Origin of the sequence: Streptomyces coelicoflavus, from assembly GCF_045041415.1 — a bacterium.
GTDB classification, from domain to species: Bacteria; Actinomycetota; Actinomycetes; order Streptomycetales; family Streptomycetaceae; genus Streptomyces; species Streptomyces coelicoflavus.
On the sequence record NZ_CP108218.1, the window covers coordinates 7,061,970 to 7,081,035 of the forward strand.

Sequence of the window (19,066 nt, forward strand, 5' to 3'; positions counted from 1 at the left end):
CGAAGCCCCGGGCCGCCGCCCGGGGCTTCGTCCGTGTCACGGGGCTTCGTCCGCGGCACGCGGGTTCAGCGCGTGCCGCGCAGCGTTCCGGTCGTGAGGAAGGCGCACTTGGCGGCCGCCTCGCCGACCAGCGGCAGGTACAGGGCCAGCCGTTCCATCGCGTACGGCAGGGTGAACAGGTCGGCGACCCGGGCCTCCCAGCCGTACTCGGCCCACCACTCCTCGGGTTCGGCGAGTTGCCAGTTCCAGGCCGCCCCGATCGTGGCGAGGGCGTTGAGGAAGGGCGCCACTAGGGGCGAGTCCACCGCCCGGGAGTTCACGCACTCGGCGCCGAAGGTGCTGCCGTCGGCGGACAGTTCCGTCATCGTGGTGACGACGGCCGCCACCTGGCCGGGGCGGAGGAAGTACAGCGGGGCCTCGCAGAGCCAGGCGGTGGGCCTGCCGGGATCGAAGCCCGCCGCGACGAGCGCCTCGCCCCACGCCCCCGTGACGTCGGCGCCGACGGTGGTGCGGCGTCCGCAGGTGACCGGGCTGCCGTCCAGCACGCGTTCCTTGAACGCCAGGACGGAAGGGACCTCGACCTCGAAGAGGTGCACCCCGGTGGGCCACTGGATCCGGAACGCGCGGGTGTCCAGGCCGGCCCCGAGGACGACCACCTGACGGCAGCCCGAACGGGCCGCGGTCAGCAGGTGGTCGTCGAAGAAGCGGGAACGCACCACCTGCCAGTCGGGCAGCAGGCGCTGCATCGGCCCGTCACCGGGCGGACCCCCCTGGAACCGGGCCGCGTGCAGGAAGTCGGCGGCCCACGGGTCGAGGACGTACGGCGCGGGCCGCAGGGCCTCCGCCGCGTGCGCCGCGGCGGTCCAGAGCGCCGCGTGCGAGAGGCCCTCCGGTGCTCGGGCGGCCGGTACGGACGGTGACCGCCGCCCGCTGGCCGACTGGGGGCGGGTGGATTCCGGCATGGGACCTCCTGGGAACGGCGGATCGTGACGGTGCGTCAGGGGACGGTGTCAGGGGACGGGGCCGGCCGGCGCGCGGCGGCCGTGCGGGGGCCGGGTCAGCCCGAGCGGCGGCGGCCCAGCAGGAAGGCGGCGGCACCCAGCGCGAGCATGCCCCTGGAGGGGCGGGTGGGCCGTTGGCCGCCCATCGCGGCGGGGGTGCGCGGCTCGTGGATGTTCAGCGCGAACTGCCGGTTGGCCACGTCGGACAGGACGCCCCGGACCTGGTCGGGGCTGGTGACGGCGGCCAGAAGCAGTTCCATGGAGTTCCGGGCGAACTGGTTGCGGCCGAGGAACTCGCGGCCGAGGGCGAACAGGATCTTCGGCACCTCCCCCTGGAACACCTCCGGCAGGGTGATCTCGGGTGCCAGGCAGCGCACCGAGCCGTCCAGGTTCGCGAAGGACTTGCCGAGCAGCGACACCGCGGGCGGCGAACCGATGCCCCGCTTGGTCGCCTTGGCCAGCACGGTGGTGAGCGAGACGCCGAAGTTCATGTCCTCCAGGGCCAGATGGGAGACCTTCGGCACGAAGGCCGCCATGTCGGCGGCGAACGCCTGCATGTTGGCCCACGGCGTCATCCGGCCCATCTCGGCCCAGTGCTGGGCCAGGCCCGCGCCGTCGTTCTGCGCCAGGGTCATGAACAGCGGCAGCAGTTGCAGGCTGGTCCGCCGGTCCAGCCGGCCGACCATGCCCCAGTCGATCAGGGTGGCCGGACCCCCGGGTGCGGCGAAGACGTTGCCCGCGTGCGGGTCGGCGTGGAAGAAGCGGTGGACGAAGTACCCGTGGTACATGAAGCGCAGCAGGTCCTTGCCGATCTCCACGCGTTCGCCGTCCGTGAAGTGGGCGCGGTCGACGTGCCGCACCGACTTCCCGTCCGCCAGCGACTGGACGAGGACCCGGGGACTCGCGTGCAGGACCCGGGGCACCTCCAGGGAACGGAACGGCCGGACGTGCTCGCGTGCCTCGTCCATGTTGCGGGCCTCGCCGGTGAAGTCCAGCTCCGGCTCCATGGCGTCGAAGACCGAGCCGAGCATCGCCTCGATGTCGATGACCTCGTTGAACCGTGGAGCGACCCGGGCCACGATCCGCGACGCCCGGCGCATCAGGGCCATGTCCGCGAGCACGCCCTCGCGGATGCCGGGCCGTTGGATCTTGACCACGGCGGCGCGCCCGCCGGGCAGCGTCACCCGGTAGACCTGGGCGAGGGACGCCGCGCCCAGCGGAGCCGAGGTCTCGACGTCGTCGAAGCGCAGCTTCCAGTCCGGCCCGAGGTCCCGGGCCAGCACCGGCTCGAACTGTGAGAACGGCTGGACGTCGACCTCGTCGTGCAGGTTCTGGAGTTCGTCCCGGATGGACTCCGGGACCATGTCCGGTCTGGTGGACAGGATCTGACCGAGCTTCACGTAGAAGGGGCCGAGGCTCTCCAGGGCGTGCCGCACCGCCTTGGCGCGGCGCTGGTCGGACCCGGCGGAGGCGTCGGTGCCCTCCGCCGGGGGCCGCGCGTCCCGCTTCGTACGCCCCCGCAGCCGGGCCGTCAGACCCACCTCGTCGGCCACGAGGCTGCCAAGGACCTTGACCACGAGACGTAGCCGGTCGCCGACGACAGACGTCATCGTGTGTGATCCTCCTCAGGTGCGACGCGCGTACGAACGTCGGCCGGCGTCCCGCGTGGAGCCGGCCGGCGCGGTGGTGGTACGACCGGTCAGCTCGAGGACGAGGACTGACCGCCGTGCGGTTTGTCGCCCCCCTGCTGCCCCGCAAGGCCCTGGAGCGGCCCGGCGAGGCCTTGCAGCGCGGCGAGACCCTGCTGTCCGGCCTGGGCCGGCAGGTTGGCCGCGTTCTGAAGGCCCTGGACCGTGTCGAGGAGCTTGGGGAGCACCTGGGTCAGCTGGGCCAGCTGGGTCGGGAGCGACATCAGGTCGCCCGCCCCGCTCGCCGCGTGTCCGAGGCCTCCGGCCAGCTGACCGAGCCCGCCGAGCGCACCGGCCGCGCCCCCGACCGCGGCGAGCGGATTGGCGGCACCGCCCATCGCGGCCAGGGGGTTGCCCGCACCGCCCAGCGCGGCCGCGAGCGGGTTGGCGGCGCCCACGGCACCGGTGAGGCCGGCGAGCGGGTTGGCGGCGCCGATCCCGCCGACTCCGCCGAAGGCGGCCAGCGGATTGGCGACACCCGCGAGCGCGGTCGCCGGGTTGACGGCCCCGGCCAGCGCGGCGAGGGCGTTCGGGGGAAGCCCGGCCAGCGTGTTGACGGCGCTGCCGGATCCGCTCGACGAGTCCGAGTCGTCCCGGTTCAGGAGGTCGTCGAAGGCTTCCTTCCAGCTGTCGGTCATATCGCCGATCAGATCTTTGATGATGTCCTGGATGTTCTTGCTGTTGCCCATGAGTGTGGTCCCTTTCCGTTTCTCTGTGAGGGGAGAGGTGAGGGTGCCGGCTGTTATCCGGGGCAGCCTTCCAAGGATTTCGCGCACGCGCTTTTCAAGCGGGCGCGTCCCCTGGTGAAAGCGGCTTCGGCCGCCTTGACGGAAATGTTGTGCATGCGAGCGAATTCCGCGGTGGAAATTCCTTTGGCCCGGGCGAGTATGACCTCCTGTTCCCGTCCCCGCAGGTGTTGCACCTGGCTCAGCAGCCAACGGCCGAAGTCCTGGTCGCAGACATCGTCCTCGGTCGTGCCGAAGGTGTCCACGAACGCTGCGCGCTGCAGAAGTCTGCTGCGACGCTCCATGTCCCGGTAGAAGTCGATGCAGAGGCGGAGCGCCACGGACGTCAGAAAGGAACCGAGCCGATTCCTGTCCAACGCGGCGTGAGCGGCTGCGCGGGCCATGGTCTCCTGAACGCAGTCCTCGGCGTCCTGGAAACTCGGCAGTCTTCGTCGAACCAATCGCATGAGGCGGTCCTGGTGCTGGAAGATGTCTTCCCAGGAGCATTCAGCGGGCGATTGGCAGGTGGAATGTCGCACCATGGTGGATTGCAGCCCGTTGTCTCTCGGATTGGGCAGGGGGAACCGCGGCCGACTTTCTATTTGTCGGCCATGTGGTTTTCCTACCCGAGCCTCTCCGGGGGCAAACCGGAATGTATGGTTCCGCGAGTCGGCGGAAATGTTTTTTCGCGCTCATTTCCGAGGGGCGGGCCGACGTGCCCAGTCGCGGTTCCAGTTGACCCACATGTCCCGTACGGTCTGGTGCACCAGCGAGCTGCCGGCGCGCAGTTCGCCGGTGCACGCCTGGACCGCCTCCTTGCCCACCAGCCGCGCGCCGCCGGTGAAGTAGGAGCCCCGCACGTGCCGGGGGGAGCGGTACTTGCCCCACAGCAGGATCTTCATCAGCGGCCAGAGCGTGAACACCCCGGCCGGGCAGCGGTTCTCGGGGTCCAGAGTCCCCCAGACGGACGGGACGAGGCCGCTCTCGCCCAGCACCTCGTAGATGCGGGCGATCGTCTGCTCCTTCGTCGACTCACCCGCCCGGTAGGCGAGTACCGCGTCGCGCGACTGGTCGAACATCCGCTCCACCCAGGGATTGTCCATACCCTGGAGCCCCCGGTACGGCGGCATCTCCAGGACGTCGAAGCAGGCCGGGTCGTGCGTCTTCTCGTACGTCACGGCGGCCTGGTTCTGCGCGTTCGTGCCGTAGAGCGTGGTGAGGGTCCACACCCGGTTCCACGCGTTCCACAGGTCGAAGTCGTCGAACGCGACGTAGCTGCACGACACCAGGTCGTCGTAGAACCGGAACATGCGCTTGGTCCAGTGGTCCAGGTAAGCGAACCGGGCGGTGTCGAAGTCGTCCTGGCGCACGGCGTCGATGAGCCGGTGGCCCAGGGCGTTGAGCGCCATCACCGTGACGGCCAGCCCGCTGGAGAAGAGCGGGTCGATGAAGTCGCTGGCGTGCGGCAGCAGGCACCACCGGTCGCCGACGACCTTCTGCGAGGCGAACTGGGTGCGGTCGGTGGACACGTACGGCCGGACCGCTCGCGCCCGCTCGAACTGCCGGGCCACGCTGGGGAACCGGCGCAGGTGCTGCCAGAACTCGTCCTCCGCCGACATGTCGTCCGGGCGGGGGTACTGGTCGAGGTCGAGATTGAGGCCGACGCTGCACAGCTCGTTCGTGCTGGTCGACTGGTTGTCGAAGGGGATGACCCAGAGCCAGCCGCCCTGGAACATGTGGTGGAGCGTGCCCTGGCTGAACGGGCTGGGCATGCGGTGCTGTTCGCGCGGCGGCGACACGGCGTCGAAGGGGCGCACGTCCACCATGTGCGTGAAGATGGTGCGCGAGCGGGTCCGGTACGGCGGCTCCTGCCGCAGCCCGAGCCGCTCGGGCAGCATGGCCCGCATTCCGCCGGCGTCGACCACGTACGACGCCCGGAAGCTGCCGCGGTCCCGGGTGACGAGGGTGGCCCCGTCCTCCTCGAACTTCACGTCGTCGACCATGGTGTGGGTGTACGCGGTGACGCCGTAGGACACGGCGACGTGGAACATGTACGCGTCCACGTCCTGCCGGAAGTAGTGCGAGTCGGGACCGAGCGGCGGGCCCCAGGTGGGGTACTGCGTGCACTCGTCGGGCCGGGTCGGCTCGCCCTCCCGGTGGTAGACGAAACTGAAGTTCCGCTTGACCCCGCAGTTGGACGACACGTGGCGGCGCAGTGCCGCGTTGGTCGCCAGGTGCTCGAGTTCGGGCACGTCGTAGCGGCGGGCCAGGACCCTCAGGCCGAACGTGGTCTCGGGGACGGTGGACTCTCCGATGGCGAACCGGGGATGACCGCTGCCCTCCAGCAGCAGCACGCGCACGCCGTGGCGGGCGAGGACGGTCCCCAGAATCGTCCCGCCGATGCCGCCTCCGACGATGGCGACATCGAAAACACGCTGGTCTTCTTGCATGTTGGCGGTTCCTTTCGCAACGGGAAGGACGAGTTGCCGGTCCGCCCGGTCACCGGCGGGTGACGGGAGGACCCGGCAGCACCCGGCGCAGCCCGCAGGCCACCACCCGGGCGGAGAAGGACACGGCGAACCAGGGAGTGGGCGCCACGGCGGTCAACCGGGCGCGGTCGCCCGGAACATGGCGCTCCCCGCGCCCCGTGACGTCCAGCCACGCACCGAAGTGCAGCAGCCGCGCCTCGGGTCCGGCGTCGCGCGCGGGAAACGGCCGCATGTGGTCGCGCACCGCACGCGTCAGAGCGGTGCGCCGCCCCATGCCGACTTCGTGCCCGGCCAGGAACGCGTCGAGCAACTGGGCGGAGCGGCACGGGAAGCCACCGCGGCCCAGCCGTGAGCGCCCCACCAGCCCGGCGTCGTGGAACGCCGCGGCGGCCAGCAGCCCCACCCGGTCGTAGGCCGTCCCGTTGGTGCGCGCCAGGGCGTCGGCCAGCAGGAACGTCCGCAGGGAGTGCAGGGCGACGTGCGGAGGCAGCAGCCGGCGCATCTCCGACAGAGCGGCGCCCGCGAGGGGATGTCCGATCAGCTCGGCCAGGGCCGGCCGCCCGAGCAGGGGCTGCCACGCGTCCGGCACCTCCGGCACCTCCGGCACCTCCGGAACATCGGGACCTGCGGCCATGACCCAACCCCCTTGCCCTGCGACCTCATTGGCGGTGTCCGTCTCACCTGTCTTTACGCTCGGGCCGCACCCCGACCCCCGCTTCACAACGGTTCGTCCCCGTCCGCGTGTTGACGTGGGGCCGACGGCGCGTGGTGGGCGCGACGTCCACCGCGGCGCACGTTCCGGACCCTCAATGCGCACGATTCGAAAACGTGAACCCTATTTACTCCATGGAATGAATTCTTTCCCCCGGTCGAGGGATCGTTGTGGAATTCGATGGACGTGAGACTGAGAAGTCCGCTCCACCTCAACCGCATTCCCCGACGAAAGGGAGAACACCGTGAGTTTCCTCAACCCTCGCCTTCCCGGCATCAATTCGGACGACGTCGTCACGGACGTCACCGAGGCTCCGCACCGCCTGGGCGCGATCGCCGAGGCCGGCGGCGCGCAGGTCATCGCCACCGTCGACGTACAGGCGGGAGAGGACGACTGGAACGCGCCGCCGAGCGAGGAGCATCCGCGTCCGGTGGTGCTGGTGCACGGCACCTTCGGCAATCGCGGCTACACGTGGAACACCGCGACGCCCCTGCTGCGCGAACACGGGCACCGGGTCTTCCGGCTCGACTACGGCCAGCACGGCAACCCGGTGATCTTCGGACTCGGCGACATCAAGCACTCCGCGCGGCAGCTCGCCGAATTCGTCGACGAGGTACTCCGCCGCACCGGTGCCCAGAAGGTCGACCTCGTCGGTTTCTCGCAGGGCGGCATGATGCCCCGCTACTTCCTCAACGCGCTGGGCGGCGGGCCCAAGGTGCACAACTTCGTCGGCATCTCACCCAGCAACCACGGCGTCACCGCCCAGGGCCTGATGAACCTGGCCCGCCAGATCCCGGGCGCCGTGGAAGTGCTCGAACAGGGCGCCGTCGGCGAGATCGTGCCGGCCTGGCCGCAGCTCCAGCACGACCACCCCTTCCAGCGGGAGCTGGCCGACCTCGGCGAGACGACCGAGGGCGTCCGCCACACCGTCATCGCCACCCGGTACGACGACGTGGTCACCCCGTACACCTCGTGCGCCCTGGAGCAGACGGCGGGGCGCTACGTCAACAACATCGTCCTCCAGGACATCGACCCGGACGACCACACCCCGCACGTGAGCATGCCCTACAACGCGACCGTGCTGAAGGAGGTCCTCGCCGCGCTCGCCTCCTGAGCGCGGCTGCCGTCCAGGACGACGCGGGCCACCAGTGCCGGGTCGTCGTTCATGGGGACGTGGCCGCAGCCGGGCAGCCGCACCAGCCGGGCGTGCGGGACGGTGCGCTTGGCGCGTATGCCCTGGCGGGGCAGGAGCAGCCGGTCCCGGCCGCCCCACGCCACGGTGACCGGGATGCCCGGCACGTCATCGGTGAACAGCACGCTCCGGCCGGCCCGCAGCGTCTCGGTGAACCCCTCGGCATGCGCGAGGGCGAGGGTCTCGGCGACCACGGCCTCGGGGGAGCGCCGGCCGGGACGGGCGTAGATCGTGCTGGTCAGCGCGGTACGGCCGGCGGCCGTGCGGGACAGCCGCTCGACCAGGGGGAGCGGCAGGGCGCGTGCGGTGCGGCGCATGCCCGTCAGGAGACCGAAGGCGTAGCGGCGCTCGGCCTGCGTCCAGAAACCGGCGGGGGACAGTGCCGTCACCGAGCGCACCAGGTTCCGCCGGCCCAGCTCCAGCGCCAGCAGGCCGCCCAGCGAGTTGCCCGCCACGTGCGGACGGTCGAGACCCAGCGCCGCGCAGAAGGCGCCGAGCACCGCGTTCGTCGTCGACAGGTCGTGCGGCAGCCCGTGCGGCAGCGCGGACGACTCCCCGAAGCCCGGCAGGTCCACGGCGATCACCTCGCGCTCGGTGGCGAGGATGTCGACCACCGGGTCCCAGGCCTGCCGGTGGTGACCGATGCCGTGCAGCAGGAGCAACGGCTCGCCGGTGCCCACCCGGTCGTAGGCCAGGGTGATGTCCTGCGGGCCGTGCCCGGTGGGGGCCGTGAAGGTGAGTGTCGCGGACATGGGACTCCTTGTCGGGAACACGTAATGGGGCGACGTCGGGTAGACAGCTTGTCAGTAGGAGCTACCGACGGGTAGCCCCGGTGCCGGGCCGGGGCGATTCCGCCTGGACACCACCGGACGCGTCCGGTGGGATGGAGCGGTGACCACCGACACCGCGACCGACGTCTTCGAAGAGCACCGGCCTGTCCTCCTGGGCGTCGCCTACCGCATGCTGGGCCGCCTGGCCGACGCGGAGGACGTCGTCCAGGAGACGTGGCTGCGCTGGTCCCGCGCCGACCGGGCCGCCGTGCGCGAGCCCCGGGCCTACCTGGTGCGTGTCACCACCCGCCTCGCCGTCGACCGGCTGCGCCAGGTCAAGGCGCGCGGCGAGACGTATGTCGGCCCGTGGCTGCCCGAGCCCTGTGTCACCGACTTCGGGGACGCCGTGCCGGACACCGCCGAGCGGGCGGTCCTCGCCGACTCGGTCTCCCTCGCCGTCCTCGTCGTCCTGGAGTCGCTCTCCCCGCTGGAGCGGGCGGTGTTCGTCCTCAGGGAGGCGTTCGGCTACCCGTACGCGGAGATCGCCGCCATGCTGGAGCGCGGCGAGGCCGCGGTGCGCCAGCTCGCCGGACGCGCCCGCAAGCACGTCGAGGAGCGGCGGCCCCGCTACGACGTCGACCCGGCGCAGCGCCGCGACCTCACCGAGCGATTCCTCGCCGCCGCGGTCGAGGGCGACCTGGCCGGCCTGCTGGCCACGCTCGCGCCGGACGTCCGGCTCGTGGGCGACAGTGGAGGCCGCTCCAAGGCGCCGCTGCGTGTGCTGGAGAGCTCCGACAAGGTCGGGCGCTTCCTGCTCGGCGTCGCCCGGCAGGGCATCCCCGACGTCACCTTCCACTTCCTGGAACTCAACGGCGGCCCGGCCGTCCTGGTCCGCTCCGGGGGCAAGCCCGACTCCGTCGTGCAGGTGGATGTCGCCGACGGGCGTATCCAAGCGGTCTACATCGTGCGGAACCCGGACAAGCTGACCGCCCTGGCCGACGCCCCCTAGGCCCGCCGCCCCTCCGCCCGCCTCACGGCCCCGGCCCCCGTTCCGCGACGGGGGCTGGGGCCCACCTGTCGCGGGATTGGTCTTGACCAAGGGGATGGGGCGTTTTATGGTCGCAGAGAACTGCAACAACCTTTAATAAACAAGGGCGTCAAAACGCCGCCGGACCATGGCGATTGCGGAGGACAGGGTGGGGACCACGCAGTTGGAATCGGTGCCGGAGCCGAAGTACTGGCACCTCAGGACGGTGCTCACCGAGGCCCTGGACTCGGAGTTCGAGGTGGGCGAGATCCTGCCCAACGAACGCGACCTGGCCGCCCGCTTCGGCGTCGCCCGCGCGACCCTCCGCCAGGCCCTGGAACAGCTGGAGCTGGAGGGCCGGCTGCAACGCCGCCGCGGCGTCGGTACGACCGTGGCCCCGCCGCGCGTCGGCGTGGCCGTCGACACCCGGGAACACGCCTGGCCCGGCACGGCCGACGACGCCTGGCAACCGGCCGACTGCGTTCTGGCGGCACCTCCCGCGGCCGTGGCCGACGCCCTGGGGACCGGACGCGACGAGCCCGTCCACACCGTCCGCCGCTCCCGAGTGAGCCACGGCCAGCCCGTCGCCGCGGAACTGCTGTACGTGCCGCCGTCCTCGGTGCCCGGCCTCCCCGCCATCGACGCGCCCTCGGGCACCGCACGCGCGCGTGCCGTGCTGCGCGAACTTCAGCGCGGGGCACTGGAGCGGCGGGAGAGCGCCGTCGAACTGGGCTCGGCCGGCGCGGACGACGCGAAGGAACTGGACCGCCTCCCGGGCGCGCCCGTCCTCGTGGTCACCACCCGCTACCTCGCCGAGGGCCGCACCGCCGCGCTCTCCGTCGCCACCTACCGCGCGGACACCTGCCGGCTGACGTTCGGCGACTCGGGCGACGTGGAGATCCACCACGGCCCCCAGACCCAGGCCTCCTGACCGACCCTGCCCGCCCCACCGTCCGCAGCCGGACCCCGGCCTTTCCACCACAACAACCGGACGGCCCGGGCCCACGCCCGCGGATGCGCGCCCGGCTGCCGGGGCTCTGCCGGACCTGCCCGGCCCGACCGGCCCGGGGCACGCTCGAGGCTGCGCGGTCTCACCCGGCCGCCGGCGTCCCGGCGCAGGCGTGTACCGGGACGCGGCCGGGCGGACCCCGGCGGGGCGGACCGCCGTCGGTGCGACGTTCGCCGGGGTCAGCGGCGGGCCGTCGCTCCCTCGACCGCGAACAACTGCTCCTCCACATGATCGAGGGCCAGCCGCAGCGCACCCGTGGCCACGGCGGCCTCCCCGAGCAGCGACAGGGCCACCCGCGGCGGACGCAGGCAGTAGCGGGCCAGCTCCCGCCGCAACGGGTCCAGTACGCCGTCGAGGCCGGCCGCCCAGCCGCCGATGACGACCATCTCGGGATCGAGCGCCAGCGCCAGCGCCGCCACGTCGTGCACCAGCCGCTGGATGAAACGCTCGACGGCCGCGCGAGCCCGCTCGTCGCCGCCCCGGGCCTCGGCGAAGACCTTGGCGACGGCCTGCTCGTCCAGCGGGTGCAGCGGCTGGTCCGTGGTCGACAGCAGCGTCTCCGGCGTCACGTCCCGGCCCAGCAGATGCAGCGCCCCGATCTCCCCGGCCGCCCCGCCGTATCCACGGTGCAGCCGTCCGCCGATCAGCGCCCCGGCCCCCGGACTGAGCCCGGCCAGCACGAACACGATGTCCTCGCACTCGGTGGCGGAGCCCTTCCAGTGCTCGGCGACCGCCGCCGCGTTCGCGTCGTTCTCCACCAGCACCGGGCACTTGAAGGAACGGCTGAGCCGCTCGCCGAGACCCAGCCCCGTCCACCCCGGCAGCGCCGTGCCCAGCCGGACCGTGCCGTCCGCCTCGACGATGCCGGGGGTGGCGGCGCCGACCGCCCGCAGCGAGCCGCGCGCCACACCGGCCCGGCGCAGCAGCTCGGCGACGGCCGTGCGCAGCCGCTCCAGCCGCTCGTCGGCCGACGCGTTCTCGTCCACGTCCTTGGCCTGGGCGCCGATCACCCGGCCGTCCAGGTCGGACAGGAGCGCGGCGACGCGGTGCGGGCCGATCTCCAGGCCCAGCAGATGCCCGGCCTCCGCCCGGAACCGGAACCGCCGCGCGGGCCGTCCCTGCCGCCGGGCCGCACCCCCGTCGGCGGCCGCCTCCACGACCAGACCGGCCTCGATCAGCCCCTCCACGACGCCCTCGACGGTGGGCCGGGACAGCCCCGTCACCCGGGTGATCTCGGTCAGCGTCGCGGAGTCCGTCGCACGCAACGCGTGCAGCACCACAGCGGAGTTGATCCTCCGCAACAGCGACGGATCCCCGCCGGTCAGGCCTGCCAAGGTCCGTCCTCCCAGCTAGTGCGCGTGTTGGCCGGATGGTACTCGGCCCGCCGACCCCCGGCGAGCTCCGGCCCGCCCCCGCCCGGCGCGCGGCCGTCGCTCACCCGGGCGCCACGAATCCCGACTCGTACGCCGTGATCACCGCCTGGGTGCGGTCCCGCGCCCCCAGCTTCGCCAGTACGGCGCTCACGTGCGACTTCACCGTCTCCGTGCCGACGACCAGCCGCGCGGCGATCTCCGCGTTCGACAGCCCCCGCGCCATCAGCCGCAGCACCTCGCCCTCCCGCTCGGTCAGCCGGGCCCGCTCCAACAGGGCGCGGGCCGCCCGGTTGCCGCCGCCGTCGCCGTACTCGGCGGCCAGCTGCCGCACCGAGGCGGGGAACAGCAGGGACTCGCCCTCGGCGATCAGCCGTACCGCGTGCACGATCTCGGCCGGGCGGGCGCGCTTGAGCAGGAACCCGTCCGCGCCGGCGCGCAGCGCCTCGTACACGTACTCGTCGTTCTCGAAGGTCGTCACCACCAGGATCCTCGGCGGGTCGGCCACCGTGCGCAGCAGCGCGCGCGTGGCCTCGATGCCGTCGAGGAGAGGCATCCGGACGTCCATGGCGACCACGTCCGGCCGCACCTGCCGCACCAGCGGAACGACCGCCGCCCCGTCGGCCGCCTCCCCGACCACCTCGATGTCCGGCTGCGCCTCCAGCACGGCCCGCAGACCGGCACGCACCAGGGGTTCGTCGTCCACGAGGAGCACTCTGACCGGCATCCGGCCAGCGTAGATCAGCCCAACGGCAGCTCGACACGCACCTGCCAGTCGCCGGCGCCGTCCGGCCCGGTGTGCGCCCGGCCGCCCAGCAGCGCGGCCCGCTCCCGGATGCCGCGCAGCCCGCTCCCGCGGCCGGGAGCGGCCCGGTCGTCCGGCAGCGGATTGCGCACGTCGAGGGTGAGCGCTCCGTCCGCCACCGCGACGTGGACCAGGGCCGGTACCTCGCCCGCGTGCCGCAGCACGTTGGTCAGCGCCTCCTGGAGGATGCGGTAGCCCTCACGGGAGACGGCACCCGGCACCGTCTCCAGAGGTCCCGTGAACTCCGCGCCGACCTCGGCCCCGGAGGCGCGCGCGGATGCGAGCAGCCGGCCGGCGTCCGTGAGCGTCGGTCTGGAGCTCGCCGGCCGCTCCGCCTCGCGCAGCACGCCGAGCACCCGCTCGAGGTCCTCCAGGGCGGCCCTCCCCGTCTCCTCGATCGCGGTCAGGGCCCGGTCGGTGAACTCGGCGCTGTTCGCCGCGCGCGCGGCACCCGCCTGGACGACGGCGACGGTCAGCGCGTGACCGATGGAGTCGTGCAACTCGCGGGCGATGCGGTTGCGTTCCAGGAGCTGCTCGGTGCGTTCCTCGAGGGCGCCGAGCCGTTCGGCGGCGGACGGGCCGAGGAGACGCAGGGCGAGCCGGGTGATGAGCTCCCCCGAGCCCACCACGACGGCGGCGAGCAGCAGCAGCGGCAGCGGCGAGAGCAGGCCGTACCACCAGTGGTCGCCCGCGAGGCGGACGTACGAGCCGTCCCCCTGCCGTCCGCCCCGCGCCGCGTTCACCAGGTCGACGGCGAGGACGGGCAGCTGGACGCTGAGCATCGCGACGCAGGAGCCGAGGACCAGGCGGGCCTCCAGCCACACGACCGTGCGGGCACGGTCGGCCCAGGTCGCGGAGGGCGCGACGACGATGTCCATGGTCGCGTCGTCCGGGCGGTGGCCGGTCAGCAGCAGCCTGGCCTGCACACCCTCGACCACCCGCATCCCGGGCACCAGCCCGGCGACCGCCAGCGGCAGCACCGACGCGAACGCCCACGCCTCGTCGACGAAGATCCACATGGCGGGCCACACCACGGCCATGAAGAGATGCAGCCATCGTGTGTACGTCACCGCCCGGCCGAACGGGCGCAGCAAGCGGACCATTCGCCCATCCTCCCAGCCGCCACCGACACCCGGCCTCCCCCGCACGGGGGAGCGGCTCTCCACCGGTGGGGGAGGCCCCGCCCCCGCACCGACCGGCACGCTGCTGCCATGACCAGCATCGACGTCCAGAGCCTCACCAAGGAGTACGGCACCCGACGAGCCGTCGACGACCTCACCTGCACCGTGCGCCCCGGCCGCGTCACCGGCTTCCTCGGCCCGAACGGCGCCGGCAAGTCCACCACCATGCGGCTCGTCCTGGGCCTGGACCGGCCCACCTCGGGGACCGCGACCGTCGGCGGACGCCCCTACACCGCCCTCCAGGAGCCGCTGCGGCACGTCGGCGCCCTGCTCGACGCGCACGCCGCCCACGGCTCGCGCACCGCGCGGGACCACCTCCGCGTCCTGGCCGCGAGCAACCGCGTCCCCGCGCGACGGATCGACGAGGTGCTGGAGGAGACCGGCATCGCGTCCGTGGCCCGCCGCCGGGTGAAGACGTACTCCCTGGGCATGCGCCAGCGGCTGGGCATCGCCGCCGCGCTGCTGGGCGATCCCGGGGTGGTGATGCTGGACGAGCCGTCCAACGGGCTGGACCCCGAGGGCATCATCTGGATCCGCGGACTGCTGCGCCGCCTCGCGGCCGAGGGGCGCACGGTCCTGGTCTCCAGCCACCTGATGAACGAGACCGCGTCCTTCGCCGACCACCTGGTCGTCCTCGGCCGGGGCCGCCTGCTCGCCGACACGCCGATGCGGGAGTTCATCGACGCGCGCGTGCGGCCGCGGGTCCGCGTCCGGACGCCGGACGCGACCGCTCTGAAGGCCGCGCTCGCCCGGCACGGCCACGACGCCGTGGAGCACGAGGACGGGTACTGGACCGTGCACCACGCACGCGTGGACGACGTCGGCCGGATCGTGTCCGGCGCGGGCGTGCCCGTCCTCGAACTGGCCGCCGACGAAGGCACGCTGGAACAGGCCTACCTCGACCTGACCGCCACGGAGACCGAGTTCACCGCACAGTCCCAGGAGGCCTGACCATGAACCTCACGCCCGTCCTCCGCTCGGAGGCGCTCAAGGTGCTCACCCTGCGTTCGCTGTGCGGCACCCTGCTGGCCCTGTTCGCCGCCACCACCGCGTTCTCCGCGCTGGCGGGGGTGTCCGACACCTCCGACCCGGACTTCGACCCATTGTTCATGGCCCTGTCCGGGGTCATGCCCGGCCAGATCGCGGCCGTCGCCTTCGGCGCCGTCGTCGTCTCGAGCGAGTACCAGGGCAACGGGATCCGGCTCACCCTGGCCGCGGTTCCGCAGCGGGGGCGGTGGTTCGCGGCGAAGCTGGCGGTCGTCGCCGTCCCGGTGCTCGGGGTGGGGCTGCTCACCGCGTCGGCCGCCCTGCTCGCCGCTCGCGCGGGCCTCGGCGCGGCGGCGGACGGGCTCACCGCCGGGGAGCAGGTCCGGGGCGTCGTGGGCTGCGGGATCTACCTCATGCTCATGGCCCTCTTCGCGGCCGGCCTGACCACCCTGTTCCGCAGTGGCGTCGCCACGCTGTCCACCCTGATCCCGTTCATCCTGATCGTCTCCTTCGTCGTCGGGGACGCCGCGGGCACCGTCGCCGACTTCCTGCCGGACAAGGCCGGGCAGATCGTCCTGTACCAGGCGTACGAGGGGACCCTGGGGCCGTGGAGCGGGCTCGCGGTGACCGCGGCCTGGACGGCGGCCGCGCTCCTCGCCGGATTCTGGCGGCTGCGCCGCCGGGACGCCTGACCACGGGAAAGCGGTGGCCGGGCTGACGGCCCGCCAATTGTCAGTGGCGGCGGGTTTACTGGACACATGGACATCGCGCGGCACCTCGCCCTCATCGGCGAGCTGTGCTTCCGGCCCTTCCCGGCGGAGCACGGCCCGTCGGACGAGGGCGCCGCGGATCCCGGGCGCTTCACGGTCGTGCTGGAGAGCAGTCACGGCCTGCGCGAGAGCGACCCGGCGGAACGGGCGGCGACGGTGGAGCAGTACGAGAAGGAGCGGGACGCCCTCTACGAACGGCTCGCCCCGCGCTGGGGCGAGACGGCCCCCTGGAACCTGCGGACGGTCCTGCTGCGCACCGAGCGGGAGGAGATACCCGAGCCGTGGGCCGGCCTGAGCGCCCACGCGCGCGTGGCGTACCTCTGGGAGGCGGAGGGCACCGGCCGCTGGGTCGCGCTGGCCGTCGCCGACCGGGACGCGGCGGACGAGGTGCGGCTGCTCGCGGTCGTCACCGAGGAGGCGCCACCGTGACCACCCGGCCTACGCCTGGGACGGCCGCGTTTCCGCCGCGACCCGCAGCCGGGCGAACTCCTCCGCCATCGTCCGCGCCGTCCAGTGCGCGTTGAGCCCGCTCGGGTTGGGCAGCACCCACACCCGCGTGCCGCCGAACGTCCGCTCCTGCGGCCCCACTCGCGCCTTCCGCTCGTCGAAGGCGGTCCGGTACGCGGTGACACCGACCACGGCCAGCCAACGGGGCCGCAGCCGCGCCACCTTGGCGACCAGCAGCCGCCCGCCCTCCCGGTACTCCTCGGCGGTCAGCTCGTCCGCCCGCGCACTGGCCCGCGCCACGACGTTCGTGATGCCGAGCCCGTACGACGGGAGCTCGTCCTGCTCCGAGGGCTTCAGCAGCCGGGGGGTGAAACCCGACAGGTGCAGGACCGGCCAGAAGCGGTTGCCGGGACGGGCGAAGTGGTGGCCCGTCGCCGCCGACAGCAGGCCCGGGTTGATGCCGCAGAACAGCACGTGGAGGCCGTCCGCGACGACGTCCGGCAGCAGACGGTCGCGGGCGGCCTCCAGCTCGGCCCGGGTGAAGCGGGTCAGAGGATGGCTCCCGGGGCGTAGCCGGCGGCCTCCGGGTGCCGCTTGACGATCGCGTCGATCCGGCCGACGACGACACCGACCTGGTCGGCCGCGGCGCCGGTGAACGAGAGCTTGTCGGCCATCAGGGCGTCCAGAGCGGCACGGTCCAGCGGGATGCGCTCGTCGGCGGCCAGCTTGTCGAGGAGCTCGTTGCGCTCGGCGCCCTGCTCGCGCATGGCCAGCGCGGAGGCGACGGCGTTCTCCTTGATCGCCTCGTGGGCGACCTCGCGGCCCACTCCGGCCCGCACCGCACCCATCAGCACCTTGGTGGTGGCGAGGAACGGCAGGTAGCGGTCCAGCTCCCGGGCCACGACGGCCGGGAAGGCGCCGAACTCGTCGAGCACGGTCAGGAACGTCTCCAGGAGCCCGTCCAGCGCGAAGAACGCGTCGGGGAGCGCGACCCGGCGCACCACCGAGCAGGACACGTCGCCCTCGTTCCACTGGTCGCCCGCCAGCTCGCCGGTCATCGAGGCGTAGCCGCGCAGGATCACCATGAGGCCGTTGACGCGCTCGCAGGAGCGGGTGTTCATCTTGTGCGGCATCGCGGACGAGCCGACCTGGCCGGGCTTGAAGCCCTCGGTGACCAGCTCGTGCCCGGCCATCAGCCGGACGGTCTTGGCCAGCGACGAGGGCGCCGCCGCCAGCTGCACCAGGGCGGTGACGACCTCGTAGTCCAGGGAGCGCGGGTAGACCTGGCCGACCGAGGTGAAGGCCTCGGAGAAGCCCAGGTGCCCGGCGATCCGCTGCTCCAGCTCGGCGAGCTTGCCCGCGTCGCCGCCCAGCAGGTCCAGCATGTCCTGCGCGGTGCCGACCGGACCCTTGATGCCGCGCAGCGGGTAGCGGCCGAGCAGCTCCTCCACCCGGCCGTACGCCACGAGCAGCTCGTCGGCGGCGGTGGCGAACCGCTTGCCCAGCGTCGTGGCCTGCGCGGCGACGTTGTGGGAGCGGCCGGCCATGACCAGCTCGCCGTACTCGCCGGCCAGCTTGCCGAGGCGGGCCAGGACGGCCACCGAGCGGTCCCGGACCAGCTCGAGGGAGAGCCGGACCTGGAGCTGCTCGACGTTCTCCGTGAGGTCGCGGGAGGTCATGCCCTTGTGCACGTGCTCGTGCCCGGCGAGGTCGTTGAACTCCTCGATCCGTGCCTTCACGTCGTGCCGGGTGACCTTCTCGCGCTCGGCGATCGAGGCCAGGTCGACCTGGTCGAGGACGCGCTCGTAGTCGGCGATCGCGGCGTCGGGCACCTCGATGCCCAGATCCTTCTGGGCCCGCAGCACGGCGAGCCAGAGCTGCCGCTCGAGCCTCACCTTCTGCTCGGGCGACCAGAGCGTGGCGAGCTCGACGGAGGCGTAGCGTCCGGCGAGGACGTTCGGGATGCGGGGCTTGGCGGGAGCGGAAGTCACGTAGACGGATTCTACTGGCGATTCGTGCAGGTCGGCGCCGCGGGGCCGTTCGTCGGAACCTACGAAGCGCCCGTGGCGCCGGGGATCACCGCGCGGACTCCTAGTAGGGCAGCAGGTCCGGGCGCTTGGGGGGCAGGCCGTCCCCGGACGAGCGGCCGGTCAGCCTGCGGCCTATCCAGGGCAGCAGATGCTGCCGGGTGAACCGGACGTCCGCGGTCCTGCGCGCCATCCAGCCCGGCGGCGGCGTCGCCGGAACCGGCGCGTGCCACTCGGGGTCCTCCGGCTCGTGGCCGAGCGACTGCCACACCGCCTCCGCGACCCGGCGGTGGCCCTCGGCGGTCAGGTGCAGCCGGTCCACGTCCCACAGCCGCGGATCGGCCAGCGACCGGGCGGAGTACAGGTCGACGACCACGGCGCCGTGCCGCTCCGCGAGGTCGTCGATGACGGCGAACAGCGCCTCCATCCGAGGCCGGAACCGCTCGAGCACCGGACCCTGACGGCCCGGGCTGCGCATCAGCACCAACTGCTCGCAGTGCGGTGCGAGCCGCTCCACGGCCTGGGTCAGCAGGTCCCGCACGCGGGCCATGTCGCACTTGGGCCGCAGCGTGTCGTTGAGCCCGCCGACCAGCGTGATCACGTCGGCTCCCATGGCCGCGGCCACGTCCACCTGCTCGTCGACGATCTGCTCGATCAGCTTTCCCCGCACCGCCAGGTTGGCGTACCGGAAACCGGGGGAGCGGGCCGCCATCCGCGCGGCGAGCAGGTCGGCCCATCCTCGGTAGGAGCCGTCGGGCAGCAGGTCCGACATGCCCTCGGTGAAGGAGTCGCCGACGGCGACGAGACTGGTGTACGCGGGATTCGTCTGCATGGCGAACGAAATGGTAGCCCCTACACATACCCGC

Annotated in this window: 19 protein-coding genes; 6 read left to right on the forward strand and 13 right to left on the reverse strand. The window is 72.8% G+C overall.

All coding sequences use genetic code 11. The features are described 5' to 3' along the window. Positions 1 to 65 precede the first annotated feature (65 nt). From OHA99_RS31755 to OHA99_RS31780, 6 genes are all read right to left on the reverse strand, one after another. Positions 66 to 962: an SAM-dependent methyltransferase gene (locus tag OHA99_RS31755; RefSeq protein WP_405698464.1), complete on the reverse strand. Its 897-nt coding sequence runs from the start codon at positions 960 to 962 to the stop codon at positions 66 to 68. A gap of 95 nt (positions 963 to 1,057) precedes the next feature. Then, positions 1,058 to 2,611 (reverse strand): ABC1 kinase family protein, encoded by a 1,554-nt coding sequence (locus OHA99_RS31760; RefSeq protein ID WP_405698465.1) that lies wholly within the window; start codon positions 2,609 to 2,611, stop codon positions 1,058 to 1,060. Positions 2,612 to 2,700: 89 nt separating this feature from the next. Next, positions 2,701 to 3,378 carry a hypothetical protein gene (locus OHA99_RS31765; protein ID WP_153180896.1) on the reverse strand — a complete coding sequence of 226 codons (678 nt, stop codon included), beginning with the start codon at positions 3,376 to 3,378 and terminating at the stop codon, positions 2,701 to 2,703. 53 nt (positions 3,379 to 3,431) lie between these two features. Next, positions 3,432 to 3,956 carry an RNA polymerase sigma factor gene (locus tag OHA99_RS31770; protein ID WP_228126245.1) on the reverse strand — a complete coding sequence of 175 codons (525 nt, stop codon included), beginning with the start codon at positions 3,954 to 3,956 and terminating at the stop codon, positions 3,432 to 3,434. A gap of 150 nt (positions 3,957 to 4,106) precedes the next feature. Then, on the reverse strand, positions 4,107 to 5,864 hold the full coding sequence (locus OHA99_RS31775; RefSeq protein ID WP_153180897.1) for an NAD(P)/FAD-dependent oxidoreductase: 1,758 nt from the start codon (positions 5,862 to 5,864) through the stop codon (positions 4,107 to 4,109). Between the two features lie 49 nt (positions 5,865 to 5,913). Then, a complete protein-coding gene (locus OHA99_RS31780) occupies positions 5,914 to 6,537 on the reverse strand; it encodes an HD domain-containing protein (RefSeq protein ID WP_405698466.1) in 624 nt (207 codons plus the stop codon). A gap of 322 nt (positions 6,538 to 6,859) precedes the next feature. Here OHA99_RS31780 and OHA99_RS31785 point away from each other — a divergent pair, with 322 nt between their 5' ends. Next, positions 6,860 to 7,729, forward strand: a complete 870-nt coding sequence (locus OHA99_RS31785; protein WP_153180899.1) for an alpha/beta fold hydrolase — start codon at positions 6,860 to 6,862, stop codon at positions 7,727 to 7,729. Here the strand turns inward: OHA99_RS31785 and OHA99_RS31790 are convergent. Further along, positions 7,681 to 8,559: an alpha/beta fold hydrolase gene (locus tag OHA99_RS31790; RefSeq protein ID WP_153180900.1), complete on the reverse strand. Its 879-nt coding sequence runs from the start codon at positions 8,557 to 8,559 to the stop codon at positions 7,681 to 7,683. The genes OHA99_RS31785 and OHA99_RS31790 overlap by 49 nt on opposite strands. A 139-nt stretch (positions 8,560 to 8,698) precedes the next feature. Here OHA99_RS31790 and OHA99_RS31795 point away from each other — a divergent pair, with 139 nt between their 5' ends. After that, the gene (locus OHA99_RS31795; protein WP_366473415.1) at positions 8,699 to 9,586 is read left to right on the forward strand and encodes an RNA polymerase sigma-70 factor; all 888 of its coding nucleotides are present in this window, start codon (positions 8,699 to 8,701) and stop codon (positions 9,584 to 9,586) included. A gap of 187 nt (positions 9,587 to 9,773) precedes the next feature. After that, positions 9,774 to 10,535 carry a GntR family transcriptional regulator gene (locus OHA99_RS31800; RefSeq protein WP_153180902.1) on the forward strand — a complete coding sequence of 254 codons (762 nt, stop codon included), beginning with the start codon at positions 9,774 to 9,776 and terminating at the stop codon, positions 10,533 to 10,535. Between the two features lie 257 nt (positions 10,536 to 10,792). Here OHA99_RS31800 and OHA99_RS31805 read toward each other — a convergent pair whose 3' ends face one another. From OHA99_RS31805 to OHA99_RS31815, 3 genes are all read right to left on the reverse strand, one after another. Beyond that, entirely contained in the window at positions 10,793 to 11,947 is a 1,155-nt protein-coding gene (locus OHA99_RS31805) for an ROK family transcriptional regulator (protein WP_153180903.1), read from the reverse strand. A 100-nt stretch (positions 11,948 to 12,047) separates the two neighbouring features. After that, entirely contained in the window at positions 12,048 to 12,710 is a 663-nt protein-coding gene (locus OHA99_RS31810; RefSeq protein WP_153180904.1) for a response regulator transcription factor, read from the reverse strand. A gap of 14 nt (positions 12,711 to 12,724) precedes the next feature. Beyond that, positions 12,725 to 13,891, reverse strand: coding sequence for a sensor histidine kinase (locus tag OHA99_RS31815; RefSeq protein WP_153180905.1), 1,167 nt, complete (start codon positions 13,889 to 13,891; stop codon positions 12,725 to 12,727). A 108-nt stretch (positions 13,892 to 13,999) separates the two neighbouring features. Between OHA99_RS31815 and OHA99_RS31820 the strand changes: the two genes are divergently transcribed. From OHA99_RS31820 to OHA99_RS31830, 3 genes are all read left to right on the forward strand, one after another. Next, positions 14,000 to 14,920 (forward strand): ABC transporter ATP-binding protein, encoded by a 921-nt coding sequence (locus OHA99_RS31820; RefSeq protein ID WP_381585358.1) that lies wholly within the window; start codon positions 14,000 to 14,002, stop codon positions 14,918 to 14,920. A 2-nt stretch (positions 14,921 to 14,922) separates the two neighbouring features. Next, positions 14,923 to 15,648 (forward strand): ABC transporter permease, encoded by a 726-nt coding sequence (locus tag OHA99_RS31825; RefSeq protein ID WP_381502047.1) that lies wholly within the window; start codon positions 14,923 to 14,925, stop codon positions 15,646 to 15,648. A gap of 66 nt (positions 15,649 to 15,714) precedes the next feature. After that, on the forward strand, positions 15,715 to 16,155 hold the full coding sequence (locus tag OHA99_RS31830) for a hypothetical protein (RefSeq protein WP_405698467.1): 441 nt from the start codon (positions 15,715 to 15,717) through the stop codon (positions 16,153 to 16,155). A gap of 9 nt (positions 16,156 to 16,164) precedes the next feature. On the opposite strand, the gene mug is transcribed toward OHA99_RS31830, so the two are convergent. The 3 genes from mug to OHA99_RS31845 all read right to left on the reverse strand — a co-directional run bounded on the left by mug (position 16,165) and on the right by OHA99_RS31845 (position 19,032). Further along, positions 16,165 to 16,677: a G/U mismatch-specific DNA glycosylase gene (gene mug, locus OHA99_RS31835; protein WP_405699024.1), complete on the reverse strand. Its 513-nt coding sequence runs from the start codon at positions 16,675 to 16,677 to the stop codon at positions 16,165 to 16,167. A gap of 44 nt (positions 16,678 to 16,721) precedes the next feature. Beyond that, a complete protein-coding gene (gene purB / locus OHA99_RS31840) occupies positions 16,722 to 18,164 on the reverse strand; it encodes an adenylosuccinate lyase (protein ID WP_381502050.1) in 1,443 nt (480 codons plus the stop codon). A 100-nt stretch (positions 18,165 to 18,264) separates the two neighbouring features. Then, positions 18,265 to 19,032: an SGNH/GDSL hydrolase family protein gene (locus tag OHA99_RS31845; RefSeq protein ID WP_381502053.1), complete on the reverse strand. Its 768-nt coding sequence runs from the start codon at positions 19,030 to 19,032 to the stop codon at positions 18,265 to 18,267. Between the last annotated feature and the right edge of the window lie 34 nt (positions 19,033 to 19,066).

Coding starts and splice junctions, on each gene's coding strand:
- OHA99_RS31815 (WP_153180905.1), bottom strand. CDS start 13,891: ATGGTCCGCTTGCTGCGCCCGTTCGGCCGGGCGGTGACGTACACACGA.
- OHA99_RS31830 (WP_405698467.1), top strand. CDS start 15,715: ATGGACATCGCGCGGCACCTCGCCCTCATCGGCGAGCTGTGCTTCCGG.
- OHA99_RS31810 (WP_153180904.1), bottom strand. CDS start 12,710: ATGCCGGTCAGAGTGCTCCTCGTGGACGACGAACCCCTGGTGCGTGCC.
- OHA99_RS31775 (WP_153180897.1), bottom strand. CDS start 5,864: ATGCAAGAAGACCAGCGTGTTTTCGATGTCGCCATCGTCGGAGGCGGC.
- OHA99_RS31755 (WP_405698464.1), bottom strand. CDS start 962: ATGCCGGAATCCACCCGCCCCCAGTCGGCCAGCGGGCGGCGGTCACCG.
- OHA99_RS31825 (WP_381502047.1), top strand. CDS start 14,923: ATGAACCTCACGCCCGTCCTCCGCTCGGAGGCGCTCAAGGTGCTCACC.
- OHA99_RS31760 (WP_405698465.1), bottom strand. CDS start 2,611: ATGACGTCTGTCGTCGGCGACCGGCTACGTCTCGTGGTCAAGGTCCTT.
- OHA99_RS31770 (WP_228126245.1), bottom strand. CDS start 3,956: ATGGTGCGACATTCCACCTGCCAATCGCCCGCTGAATGCTCCTGGGAA.
- OHA99_RS31845 (WP_381502053.1), bottom strand. CDS start 19,032: ATGCAGACGAATCCCGCGTACACCAGTCTCGTCGCCGTCGGCGACTCC.
- OHA99_RS31765 (WP_153180896.1), bottom strand. CDS start 3,378: ATGGGCAACAGCAAGAACATCCAGGACATCATCAAAGATCTGATCGGC.
- OHA99_RS31790 (WP_153180900.1), bottom strand. CDS start 8,559: ATGTCCGCGACACTCACCTTCACGGCCCCCACCGGGCACGGCCCGCAG.
- OHA99_RS31780 (WP_405698466.1), bottom strand. CDS start 6,537: ATGGCCGCAGGTCCCGATGTTCCGGAGGTGCCGGAGGTGCCGGAGGTG.
- OHA99_RS31820 (WP_381585358.1), top strand. CDS start 14,000: ATGACCAGCATCGACGTCCAGAGCCTCACCAAGGAGTACGGCACCCGA.